20 protein-coding genes are annotated in these 24222 nt (G+C 71.3%); 14 read left to right on the top strand and 6 right to left on the bottom strand.

Annotated elements, in window-relative coordinates; genetic code table 11:
- Positions 1–41 precede the first annotated feature (41 nt).
- From nuoE to ACLJN9_RS07120, 11 genes are all read left to right on the top strand, one after another.
- Entirely contained in the window at positions 42–1163 is a 1122-nt protein-coding gene (gene nuoE, locus ACLJN9_RS07170; protein WP_410810306.1) for an NADH-quinone oxidoreductase subunit NuoE, read from the top strand.
- Positions 1160–2476 carry an NADH-quinone oxidoreductase subunit NuoF gene (gene nuoF, locus ACLJN9_RS07165; protein ID WP_410810305.1) on the top strand — a complete coding sequence of 439 codons (1317 nt, stop codon included), beginning with the start codon at positions 1160–1162 and terminating at the stop codon, positions 2474–2476. Before nuoE ends, nuoF begins: the two co-directional genes overlap by 4 nt.
- Positions 2476–4983, top strand: a complete 2508-nt coding sequence (locus tag ACLJN9_RS07160) for an NADH-quinone oxidoreductase subunit G (protein WP_410810304.1) — start codon at positions 2476–2478, stop codon at positions 4981–4983. Before nuoF ends, ACLJN9_RS07160 begins: the two co-directional genes overlap by 1 nt.
- Positions 4980–6332, top strand: coding sequence for an NADH-quinone oxidoreductase subunit NuoH (gene nuoH / locus ACLJN9_RS07155; protein WP_410810303.1), 1353 nt, complete (start codon positions 4980–4982; stop codon positions 6330–6332). Before ACLJN9_RS07160 ends, nuoH begins: the two co-directional genes overlap by 4 nt.
- A 1-nt stretch (position 6333) precedes the next feature.
- On the top strand, positions 6334–6975 hold the full coding sequence (gene nuoI, locus ACLJN9_RS07150; protein WP_410810302.1) for an NADH-quinone oxidoreductase subunit NuoI: 642 nt from the start codon (positions 6334–6336) through the stop codon (positions 6973–6975).
- Entirely contained in the window at positions 6972–7742 is a 771-nt protein-coding gene (locus ACLJN9_RS07145) for an NADH-quinone oxidoreductase subunit J (RefSeq protein ID WP_410810301.1), read from the top strand. Before nuoI ends, ACLJN9_RS07145 begins: the two co-directional genes overlap by 4 nt.
- Positions 7743–7920: 178 nt before the next feature.
- On the top strand, positions 7921–8238 hold the full coding sequence (nuoK, locus tag ACLJN9_RS07140) for an NADH-quinone oxidoreductase subunit NuoK (protein WP_347663518.1): 318 nt from the start codon (positions 7921–7923) through the stop codon (positions 8236–8238).
- A 10-nt stretch (positions 8239–8248) separates the two neighbouring features.
- Positions 8249–10207, top strand: coding sequence for an NADH-quinone oxidoreductase subunit L (gene nuoL, locus ACLJN9_RS07135; RefSeq protein WP_410810300.1), 1959 nt, complete (start codon positions 8249–8251; stop codon positions 10205–10207).
- Between the two features lie 64 nt (positions 10208–10271).
- Positions 10272–11804: an NADH-quinone oxidoreductase subunit M gene (locus ACLJN9_RS07130; RefSeq protein ID WP_410810299.1), complete on the top strand. Its 1533-nt coding sequence runs from the start codon at positions 10272–10274 to the stop codon at positions 11802–11804.
- On the top strand, positions 11801–13354 hold the full coding sequence (gene nuoN / locus ACLJN9_RS07125) for an NADH-quinone oxidoreductase subunit NuoN (protein ID WP_410810298.1): 1554 nt from the start codon (positions 11801–11803) through the stop codon (positions 13352–13354). Before ACLJN9_RS07130 ends, nuoN begins: the two co-directional genes overlap by 4 nt.
- A 90-nt stretch (positions 13355–13444) precedes the next feature.
- The gene (locus ACLJN9_RS07120) at positions 13445–14530 is read left to right on the top strand and encodes a polyprenyl synthetase family protein (protein WP_410810297.1); all 1086 of its coding nucleotides are present in this window, start codon (positions 13445–13447) and stop codon (positions 14528–14530) included.
- On the opposite strand, the gene ACLJN9_RS07115 is transcribed toward ACLJN9_RS07120, so the two are convergent.
- Positions 14506–15720 (bottom strand): MFS transporter, encoded by a 1215-nt coding sequence (locus ACLJN9_RS07115; RefSeq protein WP_410810296.1) that lies wholly within the window; start codon positions 15718–15720, stop codon positions 14506–14508. The genes ACLJN9_RS07120 and ACLJN9_RS07115 overlap by 25 nt on opposite strands.
- A gap of 153 nt (positions 15721–15873) precedes the next feature.
- Here ACLJN9_RS07115 and ACLJN9_RS07110 point away from each other — a divergent pair, with 153 nt between their 5' ends.
- Complete coding sequence (locus ACLJN9_RS07110) at positions 15874–16656, top strand: IclR family transcriptional regulator (protein ID WP_410810295.1); 783 nt, start codon at positions 15874–15876, stop codon at positions 16654–16656.
- A 69-nt stretch (positions 16657–16725) separates the two neighbouring features.
- On the opposite strand, the gene ACLJN9_RS07105 is transcribed toward ACLJN9_RS07110, so the two are convergent.
- Positions 16726–18861, bottom strand: coding sequence for a PhoX family protein (locus ACLJN9_RS07105; RefSeq protein WP_410810294.1), 2136 nt, complete (start codon positions 18859–18861; stop codon positions 16726–16728).
- A 240-nt stretch (positions 18862–19101) separates the two neighbouring features.
- Between ACLJN9_RS07105 and ACLJN9_RS07100 the strand changes: the two genes are divergently transcribed.
- Together ACLJN9_RS07100 and ACLJN9_RS07095 are read left to right on the top strand one after the other, a co-directional pair.
- A complete protein-coding gene (locus ACLJN9_RS07100) occupies positions 19102–19617 on the top strand; it encodes a sigma-70 family RNA polymerase sigma factor (protein ID WP_410810790.1) in 516 nt (171 codons plus the stop codon).
- Positions 19614–20318 (top strand): anti-sigma factor family protein, encoded by a 705-nt coding sequence (locus tag ACLJN9_RS07095; protein WP_410810293.1) that lies wholly within the window; start codon positions 19614–19616, stop codon positions 20316–20318. The genes ACLJN9_RS07100 and ACLJN9_RS07095 overlap by 4 nt, the downstream gene beginning before the upstream one ends.
- Before the next feature lie 14 nt (positions 20319–20332).
- Here the strand turns inward: ACLJN9_RS07095 and rarD are convergent, their stop codons facing one another.
- From rarD to eccE, 4 genes are all read right to left on the bottom strand, one after another.
- Complete coding sequence (gene rarD, locus ACLJN9_RS07090) at positions 20333–21256, bottom strand: EamA family transporter RarD (protein ID WP_410810292.1); 924 nt, start codon at positions 21254–21256, stop codon at positions 20333–20335.
- A 17-nt stretch (positions 21257–21273) separates the two neighbouring features.
- The gene (locus tag ACLJN9_RS07085; RefSeq protein ID WP_410810291.1) at positions 21274–21747 is read right to left on the bottom strand and encodes a GNAT family N-acetyltransferase; all 474 of its coding nucleotides are present in this window, start codon (positions 21745–21747) and stop codon (positions 21274–21276) included.
- Positions 21748–21877: 130 nt separating this feature from the next.
- Positions 21878–22264, bottom strand: a complete 387-nt coding sequence (locus ACLJN9_RS07080; RefSeq protein WP_410810290.1) for a phage holin family protein — start codon at positions 22262–22264, stop codon at positions 21878–21880.
- Between the two features lie 61 nt (positions 22265–22325).
- Positions 22326–24215 carry a type VII secretion protein EccE gene (gene eccE / locus ACLJN9_RS07075; protein ID WP_410810289.1) on the bottom strand — a complete coding sequence of 630 codons (1890 nt, stop codon included), beginning with the start codon at positions 24213–24215 and terminating at the stop codon, positions 22326–22328.
- Positions 24216–24222: the final 7 nt, after the last annotated feature.

Raw genomic sequence — 24222 nt, 5'->3', positions numbered from 1 at the left:
CCGGCAGACGCCAGCCCAGTCGCGAACGGAAGGCGACGCAGATGACGACTTTCACTGACGAGACCCGGGAGCGGGCGCGCGAGATCATCGCGCGTTACCCGGCGGACCGCTCCCGCTCGGCGCTGCTGCCGCTGCTGCACCTCGTCCAGGCGGAGGAGGGGTACGTCTCGCCGGCCGGCGTCACGTTCTGCGCCGAGGTGCTCGGCCTGAACAAGGCCCAGGTCGGCGCGGTGGCCACCTTCTACACGATGTACAAGCGCAAGCCGACCGGTGACTTCCTGGTCAGCGTCTGCACCAACACCATGTGCAACGTGCTCGGCGGCCAGGAGGTCTACGACTCCCTCGCCGAGCACCTCGGCGTCGGGCACGACGAGACCACCGCCGACGGAAAGATCACCCTGGAGCACGCCGAGTGCCTGGCCGCCTGCGACTACGGCCCGGTGATGACCGTCAACTACGACTTCTTCGACGGTGTGGACTCGACCACCGCCGTCGGGGTGGTCGATGAACTGCGTACCGGTGGACGCCCGATGCCGACCCGTGGCGCCCGGCTCTGCACGCTGAAGGAGATGGCCGTGCAGCTCGCCGGCTTCGCCGACGACCGGGACGGCGCGGTCGCCGACGGCGGGCCGGGCGAGCCGACCCTGCGCGGGCTGCGGCTGGCACAGCAGCACGGTGTGTCGGTGTCGGGCTTCGACCCGAACACCCCCATCCGCAGCAAGGCGGAGGCCGACCGGGCCGCCGCCGAGGCGAAGGCGAAGGCGGAGGCCGCCAAGCCCGCTCCGGCCGAGGCCGCCGCGGCGCCGGTCAAGGGCAGCGACGGCGCGTCCGCCCCGACCGGTGCGGGCACCGCCCCGGGCGTGACGGCACCGGAGGAGACGTCACCCCAGGTGCGTACCGCCGAGACCCGGCAGCCGGATGCGGCGACGTCCGCGCCGGACGCACCCGGGACCACGGTTCCGGTGGACCACACCGCGCCGGCGGCCGGTGACGCGCGGGCGGCCGAGGCCGCCGGCGTGGCGTCCAACCCGCCGGCCGGCGACGGCAAGCCCGCCGGCGACGAGGCCGGTGCACAGCAGCGCAACCTCACCGAGGCGAAAGCCGGTACGGACGCCGACGGCGGCGGCCCGGCGGACGCGAGCGAAACGGGGGCCCAGAAGTGACCACTCCCCGAGCGGAGACGCTGGCCAAGCTGACGCCGGTGCTGACCAAGCGCTGGCTGTCGCCGGACGCCTGGCGGATCGGCACCTACGAGCAGCTCGACGGCTACGCCGCCCTGCGCAAGGCGCTCAAGGCCCACCCGGACGACCTCATCCAGCTCATCAAGGACTCCGGGCTGCGCGGCAGGGGCGGTGCGGGCTTCCCCACCGGTCTCAAGTGGGGCTTCATCCCGCAGGGTGACGGCAAGCCGCACTACCTGGTGGTCAACGCGGACGAGGGCGAGCCGGGCACCTGCAAGGACCTCCCGCTGATGACCCACGACCCGCACGCGCTGGTCGAGGGCGTCATCATCGCGTCGTACGCGATCCGGGCCAGCCGCGCGTACATCTACATCCGGGGCGAGGCGGTGCACGCCGCGCGCCGGCTGCGCAACGCCGTCCAGGAGGCGTACGACAGGGGCTACCTCGGGCGGAACATCCTGCGCACCGGCTACGACCTGGAACTGGTGGTGCACTCCGGCGCCGGGGCGTACATCTGCGGCGAGGAGACGGCGCTGCTGGACTCGCTGGAGGGGTTCCGGGGGCAGCCCCGGCTGCGCCCGCCGTTCCCGGCCACCCACGGCCTGTACGCCAGCCCCACGGTGGTCAACAACGTCGGCACCATCGCCAGCGTGCCGCCGATCGTGCTCGGTGGGGCCGACTGGTGGAAGACCATGGGCACCGAGAAGTCCTCCGGGCCGATGATCTACTCGCTCTCCGGGCGGATCGTCAACCCGGGCCAGTACGAGTGCTCGATGGGCGTCACACTGCGTGAGCTGCTGGAGCTTGCCGGCGGGATGCAGCCCGGCCACAGTCTGAGGTTCTGGACCCCGGGCGGCTCCTCCACGCCGCTGCTCGCCGCGGAGCACCTGGACGTGCCGCTGGACTTCGAGGGAGTGGCGGCGGCCGGCTCGATCCTCGGCACCACGGCCACGCAGATCTTCTCCGACCAGGACTGCCCGGTCTACGCGACCTACCGGTGGCTGGAGTTCTACCACCACGAGTCGTGCGGCAAGTGCACCCCGTGCCGCGAGGGCAACTACTGGATGGTCCGGGTCTACCGGCGGATCCTCGCAGGTCAGGGCACCCACGAGGACCTGGACACCCTGTTGGACACCTGCGACAACATCCTCGGCCGCTCGTTCTGCGGCCTGGGTGACGGCGCGACCAGCTCGGTCACCTCGTCACTGAAGTACTTCAAGCAGGACTACCTCGACTACATCGAGGGACGTACCGCGCCGAAGCTGTCGGAGAAGACCTTGGTGGGAGCCCACTAATGACCGACGTAGCCAAGAAGACCGACACGGTCACCCTCACCATCGACGGCGTCGAGGTCACCGCCCCCAAGGGAACGTTGCTGATCCGGGTCGCCGAGCAGATGGGCACCGAGATCCCCCGGTTCTGCGACCACCCGCTGCTGGCCCCGGCCGGCGCCTGCCGGCAGTGCCTCGTCGAGGTGGAGGGGCAGCGCAAGCCCGTTGCGTCCTGCACCCAGACCGTCGCCGACGGCATGGTGGTCCGTACCCAGATCACCTCCCCGGTGGCCAAGAAGGCGCAGGAGGGGGTGATGGAGCTGCTGCTGCTCAACCACCCTCTGGACTGCCCGATGTGTGACAAGGGCGGCGAGTGCCCGCTCCAGAACCAGGCGATGTCCACCGGCCGCACCGACTCCCGCTTCCACGAGCACAAGCGGGAGTACGAGAAGCCGATGGCGATCAGCAGCCAGGTGCTGCTGGACCGCGAGCGTTGTGTGCTCTGTCAGCGCTGTACCCGGTTCTCCGAGGAGATCGCCGGCGACAAGTTCATCGACCTGATGGGCCGGTCGTCCGCCGAGGAGATCAACATCTACCGGGACGACGCGTACGGCGAGCAGGGCGACACCGGGGACGTGCCGTTCAACTCCTACTTCTCGGGCAACACCGTGCAGATCTGCCCGGTGGGTGCGCTGACCGGATCCCAGTACCGGTTCCGGGCCCGCCCGTTCGACCTGGTGTCCAGCCCGAGCGTCTGCGAGCACTGCTCGGCCGGCTGCGGGCAGCGCACCGACTGGCGGCGCGGCAAGGTGCTGCGGCGGCTGGCCGGCGACGAGCCGGCGATCAACGAGGAGTGGAACTGCGACAAGGGCCGGTGGGGCTTCCAGTACGCCCGGGCGACCGATCGGTTGACCACCCCGCTGGTCCGCGACCAGGGCACCGGTGAGCTGCGCGAGGCGTCCTGGAGTGAGGCGCTCACCGTGGCCGCCGAGGGGCTGCACGCCGCACGCGAGGGCGGGCTCGGCTCGGCGGTGCTCACCGGTGGTCGGCTGACCGTCGAGGACGCCTACGCGTACGCGAAATTCGCCCGGGTCGCCCTGAACACCAACGACATCGACTTCCGGGCCCGGCCGGTCTCCCGCGAGGAGGCCGACTTCCTGGCCAGCTCGGTCGCCGGGGTCACCGACGTCACCTACACAGACGTGGAGAACGCGCCGGCCGTGGTGCTGGTGGGCCTGGAGCCGGAGGAGGAGTGCCCGATCCTCTTCCTGCGGCTGCGTAAGGCGTACCTGAAGAAGACCCTGACGGTGTACGCGCTGGCGCCGTTCGCCACCCGCGGCCTGGAGAAGCTCGGGGCCAAGCTGGCCCGGGTGGTGCCGGGCGAGGAGGCCAGCGTGCTCGCCGAGCACGCCACGGTCGCCGAGGCGCTGAGCGCACCGGGTGCGATCCTGATCGTCGGCGAGCGGCTGGCCAGCGTGCCGGGCGGGCTCTCCGCGGCGGCGGACGTGGCCCGGCGTACCGGCGCGAAGCTGGTCTGGGTGCCGCGGCGCGCGGGTGACCGCGGCGCGGTCGACGCGGGCTGCCTGCCCAACCTGCTTCCCGGTGGACGGCTGGTGACCGAGCCGGCCGCTCGGGCCGAGCTGGGTGAGGCGTGGGACATTCCTGCCGGGGTGATCCCGAGCCAGGCCGGTCGGGACACCGACCAGATCCTGTCGGCCGCGGCCAACGGGCAGCTCGGCGCGCTGGTGGTCGGCGGTGTGGACCCGGCCGATCTGGCCGACCCGCGCCTGGCCGAGGCTGCCCTGGACGCGGTGCCGTTCCTGGTCAGCCTGGAGCTGCGCGGTAGCGCGGTGACCCGTCGGGCGGACGTGGTGCTCCCGATCGCCCCGGTGGTCGAGAAGGCCGGCAGCTTCCTCGACTGGGAGGGCCGTCTGCGTCCCTTCGAGGCGGTGCTGCAGACCGCCGCGATGACCGACGGACGGGTGCTCGACGCGCTGGCCGCGCTGCTCGACGTGCGACTCGGCACCGCGGACGTGCCGAGCGTGCGCCGCGAGCTGGGCACGCTGCCGGCGACGCGCACCCAGCGGCCGGCCGCGCCGTCGGTGGCGCCCGGCACCGCGCCGCACCCGGGCGCCGGCGAGGCCGTCCTGGCCACCTGGCACCAGCTGGTCGACCTGGGCACGCTGACCGACGGCGACGAGAACCTCGCCGGCACCGCCCGCCCGCCAGTCGTCCGGCTGGGCAAGGGCACCGCGGAGGCGCTCGGCGTGACCGACGGCGACGCGGTCACGGTGGGCACCGACCGGGGGGCGCTGACCCTGCCGGCGGAACTCACCGAGATGCCGGACGGCGTGGTCTGGCTGCCCACCAACTCACCGGGCTCGACCGTGCGACGAAGCCTCGGGGCGACGTCCGGCGCGGTCGTCCGGATCTCCGTCCCCGCATCGGGTACGGCCGTTCCGGCCGGACGCGTGGCGGCGGACGAGACCGGCCTCCCGGGTCCGCTCCTCAACACCGGGAGTAACCAGTGAATCCGTCCTACCTGGCACAGGACCCGACGCTTGCCGACTTCGGCCGGGATCCGTGGTGGCTGGTCCTCATCAAGATTGTCTTCGCGTTCGCCTTCGGTCTGCTGGCCACCCTGCTGGGTGTCTGGTTCGAGCGGCGCGTGGTGGGCTACATGCAGGTGCGGCCCGGCCCCAACCAGGTTGGCCCGTTCGGCCTGCTGCAGACGCTCGCCGACGGTCTGAAGATGGCCTTCAAGGAGGACATCCTGCCGAAGTCGGCCGACAAGGTCGTCTACTTCTTCGCACCGACCATCTCGGTGATCTGCGCGGTCACCGCGTTGTCGGTGGTGCCGTTCGGCCCGATGGTGAGCATCTTCGGCCACCACACGCCGCTGCAGGTCACCGACGTGCCGGTGGCGGTGCTCGTGCTGCTGGCCTGCTCCTCGATGGGCGTCTACGGCATCGTGCTGGGCGGGTGGGCCTCCGGCTCGACGTACCCGCTGCTCGGTGGACTGCGCTCGAGCGCCCAGATGATCTCCTACGAGGTCGCCATGGGGCTCTCCATCGTGGCGGTGTTCATGACCGCCGGCACGATGAGCACCAGCGGGATCGTCGCCGCCCAAGGCGACGGCACCCAGCTGAGCATCTTCGGCCAGTCGATCCCGGCACCGGGCTGGTACGCGATCCTGCTGCTGCCCAGCTTCGTCATCTTCTTCATCTCCACCGTGGGCGAGACCAACCGGGCGCCGTTCGACCTGCCCGAGGCCGAGTCCGAGCTGGTCGCCGGCTTCATGACCGAGTACAGCTCGCTGAAGTTCGCGCTCTTCATGCTCAGTGAGTACGTCGCCATGGTGACCATGTCCGCGGTCACCACCACGCTGTTCCTCGGCGGCTGGCGGGCACCGTGGCCGATCACCATCTGGGAGGGCGCCAACTCCGGGTGGTGGCCGATGCTCTGGTTCTTCGGCAAGGTGATCGCGCTGGTCTTCGTCTTCGTGTGGTTGCGCGGCACGCTGCCCCGGCTGCGCTACGACCAGTTCATGCGCTTCGGCTGGAAGGTTCTGCTGCCGATCAACCTGGTCTGGATCCTGGTGCTGTCCGGCCTGCGCTCCATCGAGGACTTCGCGCCTCGGGACCGCCTGATCTGGACCTCGATCGGCGCCGGCGCCCTGCTGCTGGTCATGCTTCTCTGGCCGACCCGCAAGCCGCAGCCGAAACCGACCGCGCAGGAACAGGCGGACAGCCGTCCGTACGGCAGCTTCCCGCTGCCACCGATGGATCTACAGGTACCACCGAGCCCGCGTATCACGCGCGTGGTCGCCGAGCGGGAGCCGGCCACCATCGTCGCCGGCTCGGACTCCAGGGAGGTGTGACGTGGGCGCGATCACCGGAACGTTCAAAGGATTCGGGGTCACCTTCTCGCACATGTTCAGGAAGGTCGTCACCACCGACTACCCGTTCAAGCCGCCGGTGTCGGCGCCGCGCTACCACGGGCGGCACATCCTCAACCGGCACCCGGACGGCCTGGAGAAGTGCATCGGCTGTGAGCTGTGCGCCTGGGCCTGCCCGGCGGACGCGATCTTCGTCGAGGGTGGCGACAACACCGACGAGCAGCGCTTCTCACCGGGTGAGCGGTACGCCAGCGTCTATCAGATCAACTACGCCCGGTGCATCTTCTGCGGGCTGTGCATCGAGGCCTGCCCGACCCGTTCGCTGACCATGAGCAACGAGTACGAGCTGGCCCGGGACAACCGGCAGGATCTGATCTTCACCAAGGAGCAGCTGCTCGCACCGCTGCTGCAGGGCATGGAGCAGCCGCCGCACCCGATGCGACTGGGCGACAGCGAGAAGGACTACTACGTCGGCGCGCTGGACAACCCGGGCACCTCCGCCGGGGCCGAGACGTCCGCGATGGGTCCCGGCCGCTACCAGGTCGACGAGCACCCCGGCGTGACGTTCCCGGGCGCCGAGCAGGCGGCCCAGCGAGCCGACGCGGGCAAGGGAGAGGGAGCATGACCACGTCCACGGTGCTCGCCGCGGCGGCCTCGGTGCCCGTCGGCGAGGCGGTCACCTTCTGGATCCTCGCCCCGCTCGCGCTGATCGGCGGGATCGGCATGGTGGCCGCGCGCAACGCCGTGCACTCGGCGCTCTGGCTGGTGCTGACCATGCTCTGTCTGGGCGTGTTCTACGTGCTCCAGGCAGGTCCGTTCATCGGCATGGTGCAGATCATCGTCTACACCGGCGCGATCATGATGCTCTTCCTCTTCGTGTTGATGCTGGTCGGCCGGGACGCCTCCGACTCACTGATCGAGACGCTCCGCGGCCAGCGGGTCGCCGCGATCGTGCTCGGGCTGGGCTTCGCCGGCCTGGTCGGCAGCGGTCTCTACCACGCGGTCGAGAAGACCACTGCGGTCGGCCTGCAGCAGCCCAACGCGGAGGGCAACGTGCAGGGCATCGCCCGGCTGCTGTTCACCAAGTACGTCTTCGCGTTCGAGCTGACCTCGGCACTGCTGATCACCGCGGCGGTCGGCGCCATGGTGCTGGCGCACGTCGAGCGGCGCAAGCAGGACAAGATCGACCAGCCGTCGACGATGCTGGCCCGCTTCGCTCCCGGCAACTACCCCGGCCCGAAGCCCGGCCCGGGCGTCTTCGCCACCTCGTCCTCGGTGGCCACTCCGGCCCGGCTGCCCGACGGCCGCCTGACCGACCGCAGCACCCCGGCGATCCTTCCGCAGCGCGAGCTGACCGCCGAGGAGACCTCCCTGAAGGGCACGGACCGGTGAGCGCGAGGAGTGCAGCGAAGCGGAGCCCCGCAGTCGCGAACGAAAGGCGGGCATCGGTGAGCGCGAGGAGTGCAGCGAAGCGGAGCCCCGCAGTCGCGAACGGAAGGCGGGCACCGGTGAGCGCGAGGAGTGCAGCGAAGCGGAGCCCCGCAGTCGCGAACGAAAGGCAGGCCCGCTGATGGGCAGTTTCTTCTCGGTCGAGCCGAACTACTACCTGGTCCTCGCCGCGGTGCTGTTCACCATCGGCGCGGCCGGCGTGCTCATCCGACGCAACGCAATCGTGCTGTTCATGTGCGTGGAGCTGATGCTCAACGCAGCCAACCTGACCCTGGTCACCTTCAGCCGGATCAACGGCGACCTCAACGGTCAGATCATGGCGTTCTTCGTGATGGTGGTGGCGGCGGCCGAGGTCGTGGTCGGGCTCGCGATCATCATGTCGATCTTCCGGACACGACGCTCGGCGAGCGTCGACGACGCCAACCTGCTGAAGTACTGAGGGGTCACCGGTGCAAGAGATTCTGACGTACGCCCAGGCCGAGCCGGCCGGCACCGTCGCCTACGCGCCGGCCGGTGGCCTGCTCAGCAGCGTCTGGCTGCTGGTGGCGATCCCGCTGGTCAGCGCGGCGATCCTGCTGCTGCTCGGCCGGCGGGCCGACCGCTGGGGGCACTGGCTGGGCGTCGCCGCCATCGGCGCGGCGTTCGTGCTGGGCCTGTCGTCCTTCCTCCAGCTCCGGGGCCTGGAGAACAAGTCGGTCGAGCTGAGCCTCTGGGACTTCATCGCCGTCGGTGACCTGCGGGTCGACTTCGGCCTACTGTTCGACCCGCTGGCCGCGGTGTTCGTACTTCTGATCACCGGGGTGGGCTTTCTGATCCACCTGTACGCGGTGGAGTACATGGCGCACGACGCGGGTCGACGCCGGTTCTTCGCGTACTTCAACCTTTTCGTCGCGGCCATGCTGCTGCTGGTGCTCGGCAACAACTACGTGATGCTGTACTTCGGCTGGGAGGGCGTCGGTCTGGCGTCGTACCTGCTGATCTCCTTCTGGTACGAGCGGCCCAGCGCGGCCACCGCCGGCAAGAAGGCGTTCCTGATGAACCGGGTCGGCGACACGGGCCTGGCCATCGGCATCTTCATCATGTTCGCGACCCTGGGCACCACCCAGTACGACGAGGTGTTCAACGGCGTCGGCGCGCTCGGCGGCTCGACCGTGCTGGTGCTCGGCCTGCTGCTGCTGCTCGGCGCGGCCGGCAAGTCCGGCCAGTTCCCGCTGCAGGCGTGGCTGCCGGACGCCATGGAGGGCCCCACTCCGGTGTCGGCGCTCATCCACGCCGCCACCATGGTCACCGCGGGCGTCTACCTCGTCGCCCGGTCCAACCCGATCTTCTCCGCCGACTCGACGCTCCAGCTGGTGGTGGTCAGCGTCGGCGCGCTCACCCTGCTGATGGGCTGCATCATCGGCGCGGCCAAGGACGACATCAAGCGGGTACTCGCCTGGTCGACGGTGAGCCAGATCGGCTACATGTTCCTCGGCGTCGGGCTCGGCGGCGGGGCGTACGCCCTGGCCATCGTGCACCTGCTGGCGCACGGCTTCTTCAAGGCCAACATGTTCCTGGGTGCCGGCTCGGTCATGCACGGCATGAAGGACCAGGTGGACATCCGCCGCTTCGGCGGGCTGTCGAAGTACATGAAGATCACCTGGTTGACCTTCATGATGGGCTGGCTGGCCATCATCGGCATGTTCCCGTTCTCGGGCTTCTTCTCGAAGGAGCCGATCATCGTGGCCGCCTTCGAGCGGGCGGACTGGACGGCCTGGCTCTTCGGCGGTGCGGCGTTGCTCGGCGCCGGGCTGACCGCGTTCTACATGACCCGGCTCTTCGTCCTCACGTTCCACGGGCCGAAGCGGTGGACCGAGGACATCGAGCACCCGCACGAGTCGCCGAAGCTGATGACCATTCCGCTGATCCTGCTGGCGGTCGGCTCGGTCGGCGCCGGTTTCCTGCTCTCCACGTCCGTACCGGACTGGCTGACGGCGACCGCAGGGCTGGGCGGCGAGCAGGCCGAGCACGAGGCGGTCCTCCCGCACGCCGTGATCACCACGTTGTCGCTGCTGGTGACCGTGCTCGGCGCCGGGCTGGCCTGGTTCCTGTTCCGGGCCGGTACGGCCACCGCGCCGCAGCCGGCCGGGGTGCTGGTCACCGCCGCGCGGCGCAACCTCTACACCGATGCGGTGAACGAGGCGGTCTTCGAGAAGCCGGGCATCTTCCTCACCCGGGCGCTGGTCTTCCTCGACAACCGGGGCATCGACGGGCTGGTCAACGGGCTCGCCGCCGCCGTCGGTGGTGGCTCGGGTCGTCTCCGGCGGCTGCAGACCGGCTTCGTCCGCTCGTACGCCACCTCGATCCTGGCCGGCGCGCTGCTGGTGATGGCGGCGTTCCTGGCCGTGCAGGCCGGGTGGTTGGCGTGATCGACCTCGTTCCGGCCGCCCCCGCCGGCGGACTACGCATCCACGACGGAGGTAAGGCCGCATAATGTCCAACTTCCCGTTCCTCTCGGTGCTCACCGTGGCGCCCCTGGTCGGCGCCCTCGTGGTGGCCTTCCTGCCGCGCCACCGGCCGGAGCTGGCCAAGCAGGTGGCGTTCGTCTGGTCGCTGCTGGTGCTGGTGCTCTCGGTGGTGATGTGGGTCAGCTTCAAGGCAGGCGGTGACCGGTTCCAGTTCCGCGAGTCGTACTCGTGGATCCCGAACTGGGGGGTCAGATTCACCTTCGCCGCCGACGGCATCGCGCTGGTGATGCTGATGCTGATCGCGGTGCTGGTGCCGCTGGTGATCCTGGCGTCCTGGCACGACGCCGAGTCGTCGAAGCGGTCGGTGCCCGTCTACTTCGCACTGCTGCTGGTCCTCGAGTGCACGATGATCGGCGTCTTCGCGGCCGCCGACGTCTTCCTGTTCTACGTGTTCTTCGAGGTCATGCTGGTGCCGATGTACTTCCTGATCGGCAGCTACGGCGGCCACCAGCGGCAGTACGCGGCGGTGAAGTTCTTCCTCTACTCGCTCGTCGGCGGTCTGTTCATGCTGGCCGCGGTGATCGGGCTGTGGGTGGTCGGCGGAAAGACCTTCGACTGGGAGGCGTTGTCGAAGGTCGACATCAGCACCGGCACCGGGCGTTGGCTGTTCCTCGGCTTCTTCCTGGCGTTCGCCATCAAGGCACCGTTCTTCCCGTTCCACACCTGGCTGCCGGACGCCGGTGGCGCCGCCCCCGCGGGGGCCGCAGCGCTGCTGGTGGGCGTGCTCGACAAGGTCGGTACGTTCGGCATCCTGCGCTACTGCCTGCCGCTGTTCCCCGAGGCGTCGAAGTGGTTCGCACCGTGGGCCCTGGCGCTGGGCGTGATCGGCATCGTGTACGCCGCGCTGCTGGCGGTCGGTCAGAACGACCTCAAGCGGCTGGTGTCGTACACCTCGATCGCGCACTTCGGCTTCATCGGCGTCGGCATCTTCGCCTTCACCAGCCAGGCGGGCACCGGCGCGGTTCTCTACATGCTCAACCACGGGCTGGCCACCGGCCTGCTCTTCCTGGTGGTGGGCATGCTGATCAGCCGGCGCGGCTCGGCGCTGATCACGGACTTCGGTGGAGCCGGCAAGCTGGTTCCGGTGCTCGCCGGGGTGCTGTTCTTCGCGGGTCTCGCCTCGCTCGCGCTGCCCGGGACCGCGCCGTTCATCTCCGAGTTCCTGGTGCTGATCGGCACGTTCACGGTGAACAAGCCGGTCGCGGTCGTCGCCACGCTCGGCATCATCCTGGCCGCCGCGTACGTGCTGTGGATGGTGCAGCGCACCACCCAGGGCACGCTCAATCCGGCGCTGACCGAGGTCGAGGGGATGCGCCGGGACCTCAACCTGCGCGAGAAGGTGGTGGTCGCCCCACTGGTCGCGCTGATCCTGCTGCTCGGCTTCTATCCCAAGCCGGTCACTGACGTGATCAACCCCGCCGTCCAGGCGACCATGGACGACGTCGGCAGGACCGACCCCGCCCCGTCGGTGGGCACCGTTCAGGAGGCGGCCAAATGAGTGAGTTGAAACTGCCGTCGCTGGACTACGCGGCGCTCGCCCCAATCATGATCATGCTGGGTGCCGCGCTGTTCGGCGTGCTGGTCGAGGCCTTCGTGCCCCGGCGGCTGCGGCACGTGGTGCAGCTGACGATGGCCCTGCTGGCCGTCCTCGCGGCGCTGACCATGGTGGTGCTCAACGCCGACGACCGGCTCATCACCGCCGGCCAGTCCATCTCGGTGGACGGGCCGACGCTCTTCCTCCAGGGCGCGATCCTGGTGTTGGCCGCGATGGCGCTGCTGCTGATCGGTGACCGGTCGGTGGAGCGGGGTGGGGCGTTCGTGGCCCAGGCCGCGGTGACCGCCGAGTCGGCCGACGACCGGCGCCAGGCCGAGGGGCGCAACGGCCTCACCGAGGTCTACCCGCTCACCACGTTCGCGATCGGCGGGATGCTGATCTTCGTGGCGGCCAATGACCTGCTGACCATGTTCATCGCGCTGGAAGTCTTCTCGCTGCCGTTGTATCTGCTCTGCGCGCTGGCCCGTCGCCGGCGACTGCTGAGCCAGGAGGCGGCGATGAAGTACTTCCTGCTCGGGGCGTACGCCTCGGCGTTCTTCCTGTTCGGGGTGGCCCTGATCTACGGCTTCACCTCGGGGATCCCGGGCCGTGGTGCCGGGGTCGACTTCGCCACGATCAACGCGGCGGTGCTCGAATCGCCGGCCAGCCCGGTGCTGCTCTTCGCCGGTATGGCGCTGCTCGCCATCGGTCTGCTCTTCAAGGCCGCGGCCGCTCCGTTCCACGTCTGGACGCCGGACGTCTACCAGGGCGCGCCGACTCCGGTCACGGGTTTCATGGCCGCCTGCACCAAGGTCGCCGCGTTCGGCGCGCTGCTGCGCGTGTTCCACGTGGCGTTCGCCGGCGCCGCCTGGGACTTCACGCCTGTGCTCGGCGCGGTGGCGGTGCTGACCATGCTGGTCGGCGCGGTGCTCGCGGTCACCCAGACCGACATCAAGCGGCTGCTCGCGTACTCCTCGATCGCCAACGCCGGCTACCTGCTGGTGGGTGTGCTGTCGCCGAGCCGCGACGGGCTGTCCGGGACCATGTTCTACCTGGTCGCGTACGGCTTCTCGGTGCTGGCCGCGTTCGCGGTCGTCACCCTGGTCCGGGACGACGACGGGGAGGCCACCCACCTGTCCCGCTGGGCCGGGCTGGGCCGTCGCTCGCCGTTCTACGCCGGTCTGTTCACGTTCATCCTGCTGGCATTCGCCGGCATTCCGCTCACCAGTGGCTTCACCAGCAAGTTCGCGGTCTTCGGGCCGGCGCTGGACGGTGGTCACGCCTGGCTGGTGATCGCCGGCGTGCTGACCAGCATGGTGCTGGCCTTCCCGTACCTGCGGGTCGTGGTGATGATGTGGCTCTCCGAGCCGGGCGAGTCCACCCCGACGGTCACCGTGCCCGGTGGGCTCACCTCCGCCGCGCTCATGATCGGCGTACTGGCCACACTGGTGCTGGGTGTCGCACCGGCGCCGCTGCTCGACCTGGCCACCGGAGCCGCCGAATTCGTGCGCTGAGGAGAGCTTCGGCGAAGCGGGGGTCGGCACGGGTCACCGTGCCGACCCCCGGTGCACATCCCCGATCGGGGCAGGTCGAACGGGTGTGGCATGGTTGATAGCGTGGTGATTCCGGCTGGCGAGCGTTCAGGTGCCACCGGTTCCGGCGGTCGCCGGGGTCGGGCGAGCACAAGTCAGTTCGGCGCGCTCGGCCTCCATCTCGCCGATCCCCGCGTCGAGGCATCCGTGCTGGGTCTGCTGGAGGCGGTCGAGGTCGACCTGCGAGCCAGTGTGACCAGCGCCGACCCGTTCGTCACCGAGGCTGCCCGGCACCTCGTCGAGGCCGGTGGAAAGCGGTTCCGGCCGCTGCTGGTGGCGCTGGGCGCCCAGTTCGGTGACCCGAACTCCCCGCAGGTGGTGCCGGCGGCCGTGGTGATGGAGCTCACCCACCTGGCAACCCTCTACCACGACGACGTGATGGACGAGGCCGCCGTGCGGCGGGGGGCGCCGAGCGCCAACTCCCGCTGGACCAACTCGGTCGCCATCCTGGTCGGCGACTACCTCTTCGCCCGGGCTGCGGACATCGCGGCCGACCTGGGCCCCGAGGCGGTCCGGTTGCAGGCGCGCACCTTCGCCCGGCTGGTGCACGGGCAGATCGCGGAGACCGTGGGCCCCCGCGCCGGCGACGATCCGGTCGCGCACTACCTGCACGTGATCGCCGAGAAGACCGGCTCGCTGATCGCCACCTCGGTCCGGTTCGGCGGCATGTTCGGTGGCGCCGACGCCGAGCACATCGAGGCGCTGGCCGGATACGGCGAGACCATCGGCGTCGCCTTCCAACTCACCGACGACCTGCTGGACATCGCCTCGGAGTCGACGCAGTCGGGCAAGACCCCCGGCACCGACCTGCGCGAGGGTGTTCCGACGCTGCCGGTGCTCTACGCCCGCGCGGCGGACGACTCCGACGCCGCCTCGGTGCGGCTGCGGGAGATCCTGGCCACCGGCCCGCTCACCGACGACGCGCTGCACGCCGAGGCGCTGGGGCTGCTCCGGGAGAGCCCGGCGCTCAAGCGGGCCCAGGAGACCGTTCGCAGCTACGCCGAGGAGGCCCGCGCGCGCCTGGCCCCGCTCCCGACCGGCCCGTCCCGCCGCGCCCTCGAGTCGCTCTGCGACTACATCGCCGACCGCACCAGCTGATCCCCATCCCGGCCCGTCTCGACGGGACGGGTCAACAGGCGGCTGCCGACGAGCATGAGGGCGGCGGCGAGCAGCATCGCCACCGCTGCCGTGGTCCACATCGTCGGATAGCCGAGGTGGGCCGCGAGCGGGCCTAGACTCAGCGGCCCGAGGCAGCCGCCCGCGTACACCCCGGTCTGGGTGATCGAGGTGGCGGCGGCCGGGGCCTGCGGGTGCAGCCGAACCACCGCGAAGTTCATCAGACCGGGCCAGGCCCATCCGAGGCCGAAGCCGAGCACGACACCCGCCACCAGCGGCACCGCGCCGGTCAGGGCGAGCAGGCCCAGCCCGACGGCACCGACCACCAGCATGGCCGCGATCAGCGCCACGTGGCCGCTGGAGCGCCGGTCGGCCATCCAGCCGGCACCGACCCGGGCCAGCACGCAGATCGCGCTGCCCAGGGTCAGGGTGAGGCCGGCGAGGCCCGGTGACAGGCCCCGGGCGGCCGCGGAGTCCACCAAAAAGGTGCCGAGCGCGTTGGCCGCGCCCGCGGCCAACGTCGCCGCCGCACCGACCACCACCAGCGCCGCCGTGGCCCGGCCCGCCCGCTCGGAAACGGTCCGCCGGGAAGGGCCGGAGTGCTGCCGTCCCACCGAGGGCAGTGCCGTCAGTGCCGCCGCGGCGGCCGCCACGAACGCCCAGCGCCAGCCGGCGGTGAGCGCGATGGTGGGCACCGCCACCCCGGCCAACAGGGTGGACACCGGGATGGCCGCCTGCTTGACGCCGAAGGACAAGCCCTGCCGGCGGGCGGGGACGTGCTGTGCCAGCGCCGCGTTGCTGGCCAGCTGGCCGGAGGCGTTCGCGGCGGCGCTCAACGCCAGCAGCCCTACCAGCACCGGGTAGGACCGGGCGAGCGCCGCGACGGCCAGCATCGAGCCGGCGGACAGCAGGATGGCGCACCGGGCCACCACGGCCGACCCGTAGCGTTCGACCAGGCGGCCGGAGGGCACCGAGGCCAGTGCGCTGACCCCGAAGTAGACGGCCACGGCGAGGCCGAGGCCGGCCGGGGAGAAGCCGAGGTCCGCGCCCATCTGCACAGCGAGGCCACCCAGCAGGAAGACGGGCAGTACGCAGGCGATGGTGGTGGCGACGGCGCCGACGCTGACCCGGATCGTGCGGGTCGGGACGGGGGCGGGAATGGTGTCGGTCATCGTCCGGCAAACCTACGTGAAATCTCTCAGACCACTCCGTGTGACCGACGGGGCACAAGGCGTGGGCCGTGATCTGGCATCCTCGACCCGAACAGGCATATCGCACCCGGCCTGTATTTCATATGGTGTAAGTCCCCGGCGGCGGAGGTGGTTGTGCGCGACCCCTTGGCAGAACCTTCGGACCTGATCCGAAGCGTGTCCCGAGCGTTACGGGTCCTGGAGTCGGTCGGTCGCGCCCCGAAGGGCCTGACCGTCAAGCAGATCGCCCGGCGGTGCGAGCTGACCGTCGCCACCACGTACCACCTCGTCCGCACACTCGCCTACGAGGGCTACGTGATCCGTCGGGAGGACGGCACGTACATCGTGGGGTTGGAGGTGGCCGACCGCTACCGTGAGTTGGTCACCGCCTTCCGTGGCCCGCCGGCGGTCGGTGAGACCCTGCGCAGGGCCGCCGCCGACACCGGCTTCAGCCACTACCTCGGTCGCTTCGTGGGCGGTCAGGTGGCCCTCACGGCGGTCGCCGAGGGGCACCGCTCGCCCTACCTGGAGGATCTGGTCCCCGGCTTCGACGAGGGGGCGCACGCCACCGCCCTCGGCAAGTCGCTGCTCGCCACCCTCACCGCCGAACAACGCTTCCGCTACCTGCGCGAATACGGCATGCGCCCGTTCACCACCTCCACCCTGACCAGCACCGAGTCGTTCGAAGCCGACCTGGCCGCCGGCGACCGGCGCGGGATGCAGATGGAGATGGGCCAGTTCCGCCAGGGGGTCGCCTGCGCGGCGGTGCTGGTCACACCGGACAAGGACATGGAACGGCGGGTCGTGCTGGCCTGCGCGCTGCCGGCCGGCGAGATGATGACCTCCGCCAGGGTGGTCCGGGCCAAGCTGCTCACGGTCGCCCGCGCCGTCGCCGACGGCATCGCCGCCGACCACTGACCCGCGACGCCCGGAGGCCCTCTCCCGGGCTGGGAGAGGGCCTCCGGGGCCGGACCGCCGAAAGGAACGTCAGCTGCCCACCGGGCCGCCGTCGAGACGCCAGGTGACCACCACGCCCGGCTTGGCGAAGTCGCCGTCCGGCCAGTTGGAGGCCGGGTTCTCCACCGACGCGCCGGTGATCTCACCCGGGTGCTGCACGGCGACGAAGACCGAGCGGTTGTCCCCGGTGATGAACGGGCCGCAGGTCTCGGCACCGAGCGGCACGGTCAGGAACTGCTTGAGGTGACCGCGCTCCGGGCCCTCCACGGCGGTGGCGAAGAGGCCGTCGTTGCTGCCCAGCGCGTTGCCGTCCGTAGAGATCCACAGGTTGCCGGTGGCGTCGAAGGCGACGTTGTCCGGGCAGGAGATCGGGGAGACCTTCGTCTTGTCGTACCCGGCGAAGAAGGTCGACGGGTCGGTCGGGTCGCCGCAGACGATCGGCAGCGACCAGGCGAAGCTCTCGGCGGTGTTGTCGCCGCGGTCCTCGACGAGTTCCAGGATCTGCCCGTGCTTGTTGGCGATCCGCGGGTTGGCCTCGTCCGGCTTCGGGAAGCTGGCGACGCCCCGGTTGGTGTTGTTCGTCAACGCCACGTACACCTTGCCGGTGAGCAGGCTCGGCTCGACGTCCTCCGGGCGGTCCATCTTGGTCGCCCCGACCTTGTCACCGGCCAGCCGGGTGAAGGTGAGCACGTCCGCGGCGGTCATCCCGTCGACGAACGAACGGTTGCCGCTGACCAGCTTGATCCAACGGCCGCGGCCGTTGAACGCGCCGTCGGCGGGAAGCTTGCCCGAGCCGTCGATCTCACCGGCGCTGGTCTGGTCGAGCTGCGCGACATAGAGCGTGCCGGACTCCAACAGCGTCAGGTTGTGCTTGCGGGCGGCCCAGGAGTTGCCCTTCAGGAACTTCTGGTCCGACACGAACTTGTAGAGGTAGTCGAACCGCTCGTCGTCGCCCATGTACGCGACCACGTGTCCGTCCCTGGCGACGATGACGTTGGCGCCCTCGTGCTTGAAGCGGCCCATCGCGGTGTGCTTGCGCGGGCGGCTCTCCGGGTCGAACGGGTCGATCTCGACGATCCAACCGAACCGGTGCGCCTCGTTCGGGTGCTTCGCCAGATCGAAACGCTCGTCGGCGCGCTCCCACTTGCGGCTGCCACTCGGGTAGCGCGCGGCGGTGCTGATCCCGTACCGGTCCAGCCTCGGCTTCAGCTCGGCCGGGGCGCCGTCGGCACCGACGAAGTACTGGTTGAAGTTCTCCTCGCCGGAGAGCACGGTGCCCCACGGGGTCACGCCACCGGAGCAGTTGTTCAGCGTTCCGACGACCGTACGGCCCTTCGGGTCGGCGGCGGTCCTCAGCCACGCCGATCCGGCGGCCGGCCCGGTCAGGTCGAACTTCGTGCCCAGCGCGGTGACCCGCCGGTTGTACGGCCGCCGACCGTGGTCGACCGGCTGCCACTGCCCGGTGCCGGCGACCCGCTCCAGCTCGACCACGGACATGCCGTGCGCGGCCATCGCGGTGCGCAGCTGCTCCACCGACAGCCCGTCCAGGCCCGGGAAGCCCGGGAACATCAGGTCCTCGTTGGTGTACTCGTGGTTGACCACGAGCAGCGCCCGCCTGCCCCGCTTGTCCAGCGGCAGCACACCGACGAAGTCGTTGTTGTAGCCGAACTGCCGGGACTGCGCCGCGGCGGTCTGGGAGTGCACGTCGAACTCGGGCGCGCCCGGCACCACCGGGTCACCCCACTTGATCACCACGGCGTGGTCGTACCCGTTGGGCACGACCAGGGTGTCCAGCTTGTTCGGCGGGATCGGCTTGAAGCTCAGCTTGCCGCTGCCGACGCCGGTGGTGGGGCGCCCGAAGCCGAACGCCTCCGGGACGTCCGGGAGTGCCGGTGCGGCGGGGGCCGCCACGGCCGGCGCGGCGCCAGCCAGCGCACCGGCCGCGGCGCCACCGAAACCGAGCACCAGCGCGCCGACCGCGCCGGCCCGGACCACGCCGCGCCGGGAGACCTCCGCGTCGACGACGTCTCCGAAGTACGCGTTGTCGGAGGTGTTCGGGACCGGGTGGTCGCAGGCGTTTCCACAGCGGTAGAGACAGGTCATGGCGTCACGGGTGCCGTGGCGGTTGGCACCCAGGAGCGGGAGCAGCCGGGGGCGATCGCTCATGGGAGAGGCCTCCTGGAAGGTCGGTGGCACGGCTGGGTCAGGCATCGTCGGGCGTACGTGCCGGACGCTAGGAGGACGCGGTGAGCGGTCGTCGGCCGCGATGTGAACCAGGCGTGAACAAGTGGGCCGTCGCCCGTCGGCGAGCAGCCGGTCTGAGCTCGTGCTGAACCGATCGGCCTGACCAGACGTACTTTTGGGCGGACGCACCGCCGGACGCGCGCCGGAAGTGAGGAGACCGCCATCAGCGACCATGACGCCCAACTGCTGCGCGCGCTGCACGACGAGCACGCTGAGGCGCTGTACGCACACGCCCTGCGGTTGGTCAACGGGGACCGGCAGCGGGCCGAGGACCTGGTGCAGGAGACGCTGCTGCGGGCCTGGCGACACCCGGAGTCGCTCGACCCGCGTCGCGGCTCGGTGCGGGCCTGGCTCTTCACCACCGCCCGCCACCTGGCCATCGACGCCTGGCGGCGCCGATCCACCCGGGTCGGCGAGGTGTTCACCGACGAGCTACCCGAACCGCCGGAGGTGGTCGACGAGGCCGAGCGCGCCGTCGAGGCGTGGACGGTCGCCGAGGCGCTGAACAGGCTCAGTCCGACCCACCGGGAGGTGCTGGTCGAGTGCTTCTACCAGGGGCGGTCGGTGGCCGAGGCGGCATCCCGGCTGGGTGTGCCACCGGGAACGGTGAAGTCCCGCACCCACTACGCGCTGCGGTCACTACGGTTGGTCCTGGCTGAGATGGGAGTGACGGGATGACCCGGTGCGAGTTCGCGCACGACGATGGCGCGTACGTGCTGGGTGCGCTGGCTCCCGCCGAGCGGGCGGCGTACGAGCGGCACCTCGCCGGCTGCGCCTCCTGCCGCGACGCGGTCGCCGAGATCGCCGTCCTGCCCGGCCTGCTCGGCCGCCTCGACCCGTCGGGGTTGGAGCAGTTCCTCCCACCACCAACCCCGCCCCGGGCGCCCGCGCTGATCGAGGAGGCCGGCAAGCGGCGGCGCCGCGAGCGCTCGGCGACCCGCCAGCGGTACGTGGTGACCACGCTGGCTGCCGCCGCGCTGGCGCTGGTGGTCGGTGTCGGTGCGGCTGCGGTGCTGCGCGACACGCCAGGCGGTTCCGGCCCGGGGACTCCGGGCCCACAGGTGTCGATGGTCGCCATGCGGCCGGTGGCCGACGCCGGGCCGGTGCACGCCGAGCTGGGGCTGGAGGGCACCAAGTGGGGCACCGAGGTGACGATGCGCTGCGGGTACGACCCGCGAACCGGCTACGGCAAGGCCTACACGTTCCGGCTGGTGGCACGCGGCGCGAACGGCACCACCGAACAGATCGGCTCCTGGCTCGCCGCGCCCGGGGACGACCTCCGCGTCACCGGCGCCACCCGCTTCACCGACGCCGAGCTGGTCAGCGTGGAGCTCCAGCGAGCCGACGGCACCCCCATCCTCTCCTACGCGGTCCCCTGACCCCGAGCTCCGGCTCAGGAGGTGGGGACGGGTTCCAGGGCCTGGGCCTGGGTGGCGGTGCGGGTGCGGTGGGACTGGCGGATGGCGTCGGCGGTGAAGACGATCAGTGCCAGCCATACCAGGGCGAAACCGGCGAGGCGGGCCGGTGGCATCGGCTCGTGGAAGATCAGCACGCCGCAGCCGAGCTGGAGGATCGGCGCCAGATACTGGATCATGCCGAGACTGGACAGCGGCAGCCGGTTGGCGGCTCCGGCGAAGAGCAGCAGCGGGATCGCGGTGGCCGCGCCGGCCAGCACCAGCAGCGCGGTGTGGCCGGCCGAGACGTGCCCGAAGGTCGATTCGGCGCGGCGGGTCAGCCAGGCCAGGTAGCCCAGCGCGGGCAGCGCCAGCACCGCCGACTCGACGAACAGCCCCTCCGCGGGAGGCAGCCCGAGTCGCTTCTTGACCAGGCCGTAGCCGGCGAAGCTGAAGGCCAGGGTCAGTGCCAGCCAGGGCAGCCGGCCGTAGTCCACGGCGAGCACCGCCACCGCCGACGCGCCGATGCCCAACGCCACCCACTGCGCCGGGCGCAACCGCTCCCGCAGCACCGTCACCCCGAGCAGCACCACCACCAGCGGGTTGATGAAGTAGCCGAGCGCCGTCTCCACCACCCGGTCGGAGTTGACCCCGTAGATGTAGGTCCCCCAGTTGACCGCGATCAGCGCGGCGGCGGCGACGATCCCGGCCACCGTCCAGGGCCTTCGCAGCAGCGCCCGCAGGAAACCGATGTTGCGCAGCGCGGCCAACAGAAGGGCCACGAAGACGACCGACCAGACGATCCGGTGGGCCAGGATCTCCAGTGGGCCGGCTGGTCGCAGCAGCTTGAGGTAGAGCGGAAAGAAACCCCAGAGCAGGTACGCGCCGAGGCCGTAGAGGTATCCCAGGCGGAGTGACGTCACACCCTCACCGTAAGGGGTCAACTGCCGTCTTGTTCCTTTCCGGTGATCGGCGTCACCGGAGGCCGCCGATCGAGCTGCATCCACCGCTCCGGGGCGTCCAGGGGCGTGAACCCGATCCGGGCGTACACCCCGTGCGCGTCGTTGGTGGCCAGCAGGATCCGGCGTACGCCCAGCTCGGCCAGGTGGTCACGGATCGCGCCGGCGAGCCAGCCGCCCAACCCGTTGCCCCGGGCGGGGCGGGCCACGTAGACGTCGCAGAGCCAGGCGAAGGTCGCGCCGTCGGTGACCGCCCGGGCCACCGCGACCTGGTGGCCGTCGGGTCGGTAGACGCCGAACGGCAGCGAGCCGGCGAACGCCCGGGTGACCGTCGCCCGGTCCCGTCCCAGCGCCCAGTACGCGTCGGTGGACAGCCAGTGGTGCACCCGGTCCAGGTCGAGCCGAGCGGGATCGGTGCTGATCAGGTGGCCGTCGGCGCGGCTCAGCGAGAACACGTCGGCGACGCTAGCCGACCCGAGTGGCCTGCGCGCCGGCCAATTCCCGCATTCTGGTCACCGCACCGCCCGGGGCTCCGGTCGCGGCCGGGGCCCCGGGCGGGCCGGGTCGGTGCTGGTCGGTCGCCGGTCAGTCCCGGTCGAGAACCGCGCCGAGGATCCAGGTCACGATGCTCACGAACAGGGCGCCCAGTACGGCCGCGGGCCAGAAGCCGTCGACCGAGAACCCCAGCCCGGCCTGGTCGGCGATCCAACTGGTGAGCAGGAACAGCAGGCCGTTGACCACGAGCGCGATGAGACCCAGGGTCAGCAGGTAGAAGCCACAGCCGACGGTCTTGATGATCGGCTGGAGCACCGCGTTGACCACGCCGAAGATCGCCGCCACCAGGATCAGCGTGGTGACCGTCTTGACGGCGGAGGTCGTGTCCAGAGTGATGCCGGGAATGAGCAGTGTGGCCAGCCAGAAGGCCAGCGCCGTGGAGGCCAGCCGAATCAGCAGCCCTTTCAGAAAACCCATGGCGGGGATCGTGCCACGGACGGGCCACCGGCGTAACCCGCCACGTGACCACCGAAACGGCTCAGCCGCGGGCCGGGCGTCCGATCAACTGCGACTCGATCGGAGTGGGGGAGAGCAGCGCCCAGCGCAACGCCCGCCGATTCACCACGGCCACCATGTCGTCCCGGATCCGGGTCAACCACTCGGCCGAGCCACCCAGACCCAGCGCGGCGCCGGCCAACGCGGCCTCGGCGGCGTCCAGCGGTTGCAGCACCGCCAGGTCGGCCCGGCTCAGCGTGTCCGCGTCCGCCGGGGTCAGCTCGTCCCGGACCACGAGAGTGGAACGCCACGGTGCTCCCGGCCCAGCCTCGGCCGGCACCGGCCCGGCGTCGACCACCAGCAGCAACGGGCGCAGCGCGGTGCCCACCCCGTCGGCTACCGGTCGACCCGGCGGGATCAGTGGAATCGTTCCGCCGGGCGCGCCCACCCCCCGGACGAACGGCTCCCAGGCGCGCGGGCGCGCGGTCTGCACCACCACGAGAGCGCCCAGCGCCATCGCGCGCAGCGCCAGCAACTGGGCGACGCGCACCCCGCCGACCAGCAGCAGGCGGGTGCTCTCGGGTCGGAACAGCCGCACGGTGACCGCACCGCCGTGCCGGTTCGTGCCGACCAGCATTCCGGCCTCACCCAGGGTCAGCTCCCAGCCGTCCACCGCCGGCCGGGGCTGGGCCCCCTGGGCCGCGAGCGCGAGCGGCAGGGTGCCCGCCAGCCCGTCGAGGTGCGCACCGTCGAGCCGGCGTACGGCCCCGCCCAGGCCGGCCACCAGCCGTTCCAGGGCCTCGGCGGCCGCGGTCAGCTCCGTCGCCGTCCCGGCGGCCAGGCGTACGGTCAGCTCGGTCGGCACCCCACCGGCCGAGAAGGGGCCAGCGCAGAGTGACACCGTCGTCGCGGTCGCCGGCAGGGCGAGCAGCCGTGCCACCAGCCGCCGTGCGCCTGCGCTCCCGGCGTCCGGCCACTGGACCAGGCGGAAGGTTGCCTGCAGCAGTGCCCCGGACCTCAGCAGGGGCCAGGACTCCCGTACCGGCTGGCCCTCGTGGTGGGCCAGCTCGCCGAGGACGCGCAGCGCCGCGGGTACGCCGAGCGGCCGCGCGGTCAGCGGCCCGAGCCGGCGGACGATCCGGCGTACGGTGCCGGCAAGCACCCGCCGCAGGTCCTCCTCCGACCAGCCGTCCACCCGTAGCACCCGCACCGCCACCACAGCCCGCTCCCGCCCGGCGAGACGCCCGTCGGTGAGCTGCCGGTACGACGTGCCGACAGTCCCGCCCGCCGCCGGCACCGGCGCCGGCGTCCCGGCGAGCAGCAGTTGGATCCGCAACGGCGGTGCGTCCGGCCCGGGCGGGGGCAGCAGCGCCGACGGCGCCGGGATCGCCCGGGACACGTCGCCGAGCAGGTCACCGGGGTCGCCGAGCTCCAGCAGCGCCACCAGGCCGGTGGTGTCCTCCAACACTGCGGCCGGCCCGCCGGGCAGCTCGGTCGATCGGACCACGGCACCCGGGGCGACCAGCTCCAGCAGCGCGGTCGGGCCGACCGGCACGTGCAACGCGCGGCGACGCGTCAGGTGCCCCGCGGCGGTGCCCAGCCACTCGAACAGCCACCGGCCCCGGACCCGGACCCAGGCGGTCGCCACCAGCAGAACAGCCGCCAGCGCGACCGCGACGGTGACCGGCGCTCCCCGACCCAGGGAGGCGAGGACGAGCGCCACCGCGACCTGCCCGGCGACAAGTTGACCGGCGCGCATCCCGAGGCCCACGTGCCGGCCGAGCGTTGCCCAGCGGGTGCGGGGCGGCGGTGCCTGGGACGTGGCAAGGCCCGTGCCGGTGTCGGCGAGCCCGTCCGGCCCGCTCACCGGGGAAACGACACCCGGCCCGCGGGCGGTCGACGGCTGCGGTGCTCCGGTGGTCACAGCCGGCATCGCGCCT

Source organism: Micromonospora sp. 067-2 (genome assembly GCF_046549295.1).
GTDB lineage: Bacteria > Actinomycetota > Actinomycetes > Mycobacteriales > Micromonosporaceae > Micromonospora.
The sequence above is the reverse complement of the archived record's forward strand: the minus strand, read 5'-3'. Positions and strand labels throughout refer to the sequence as shown.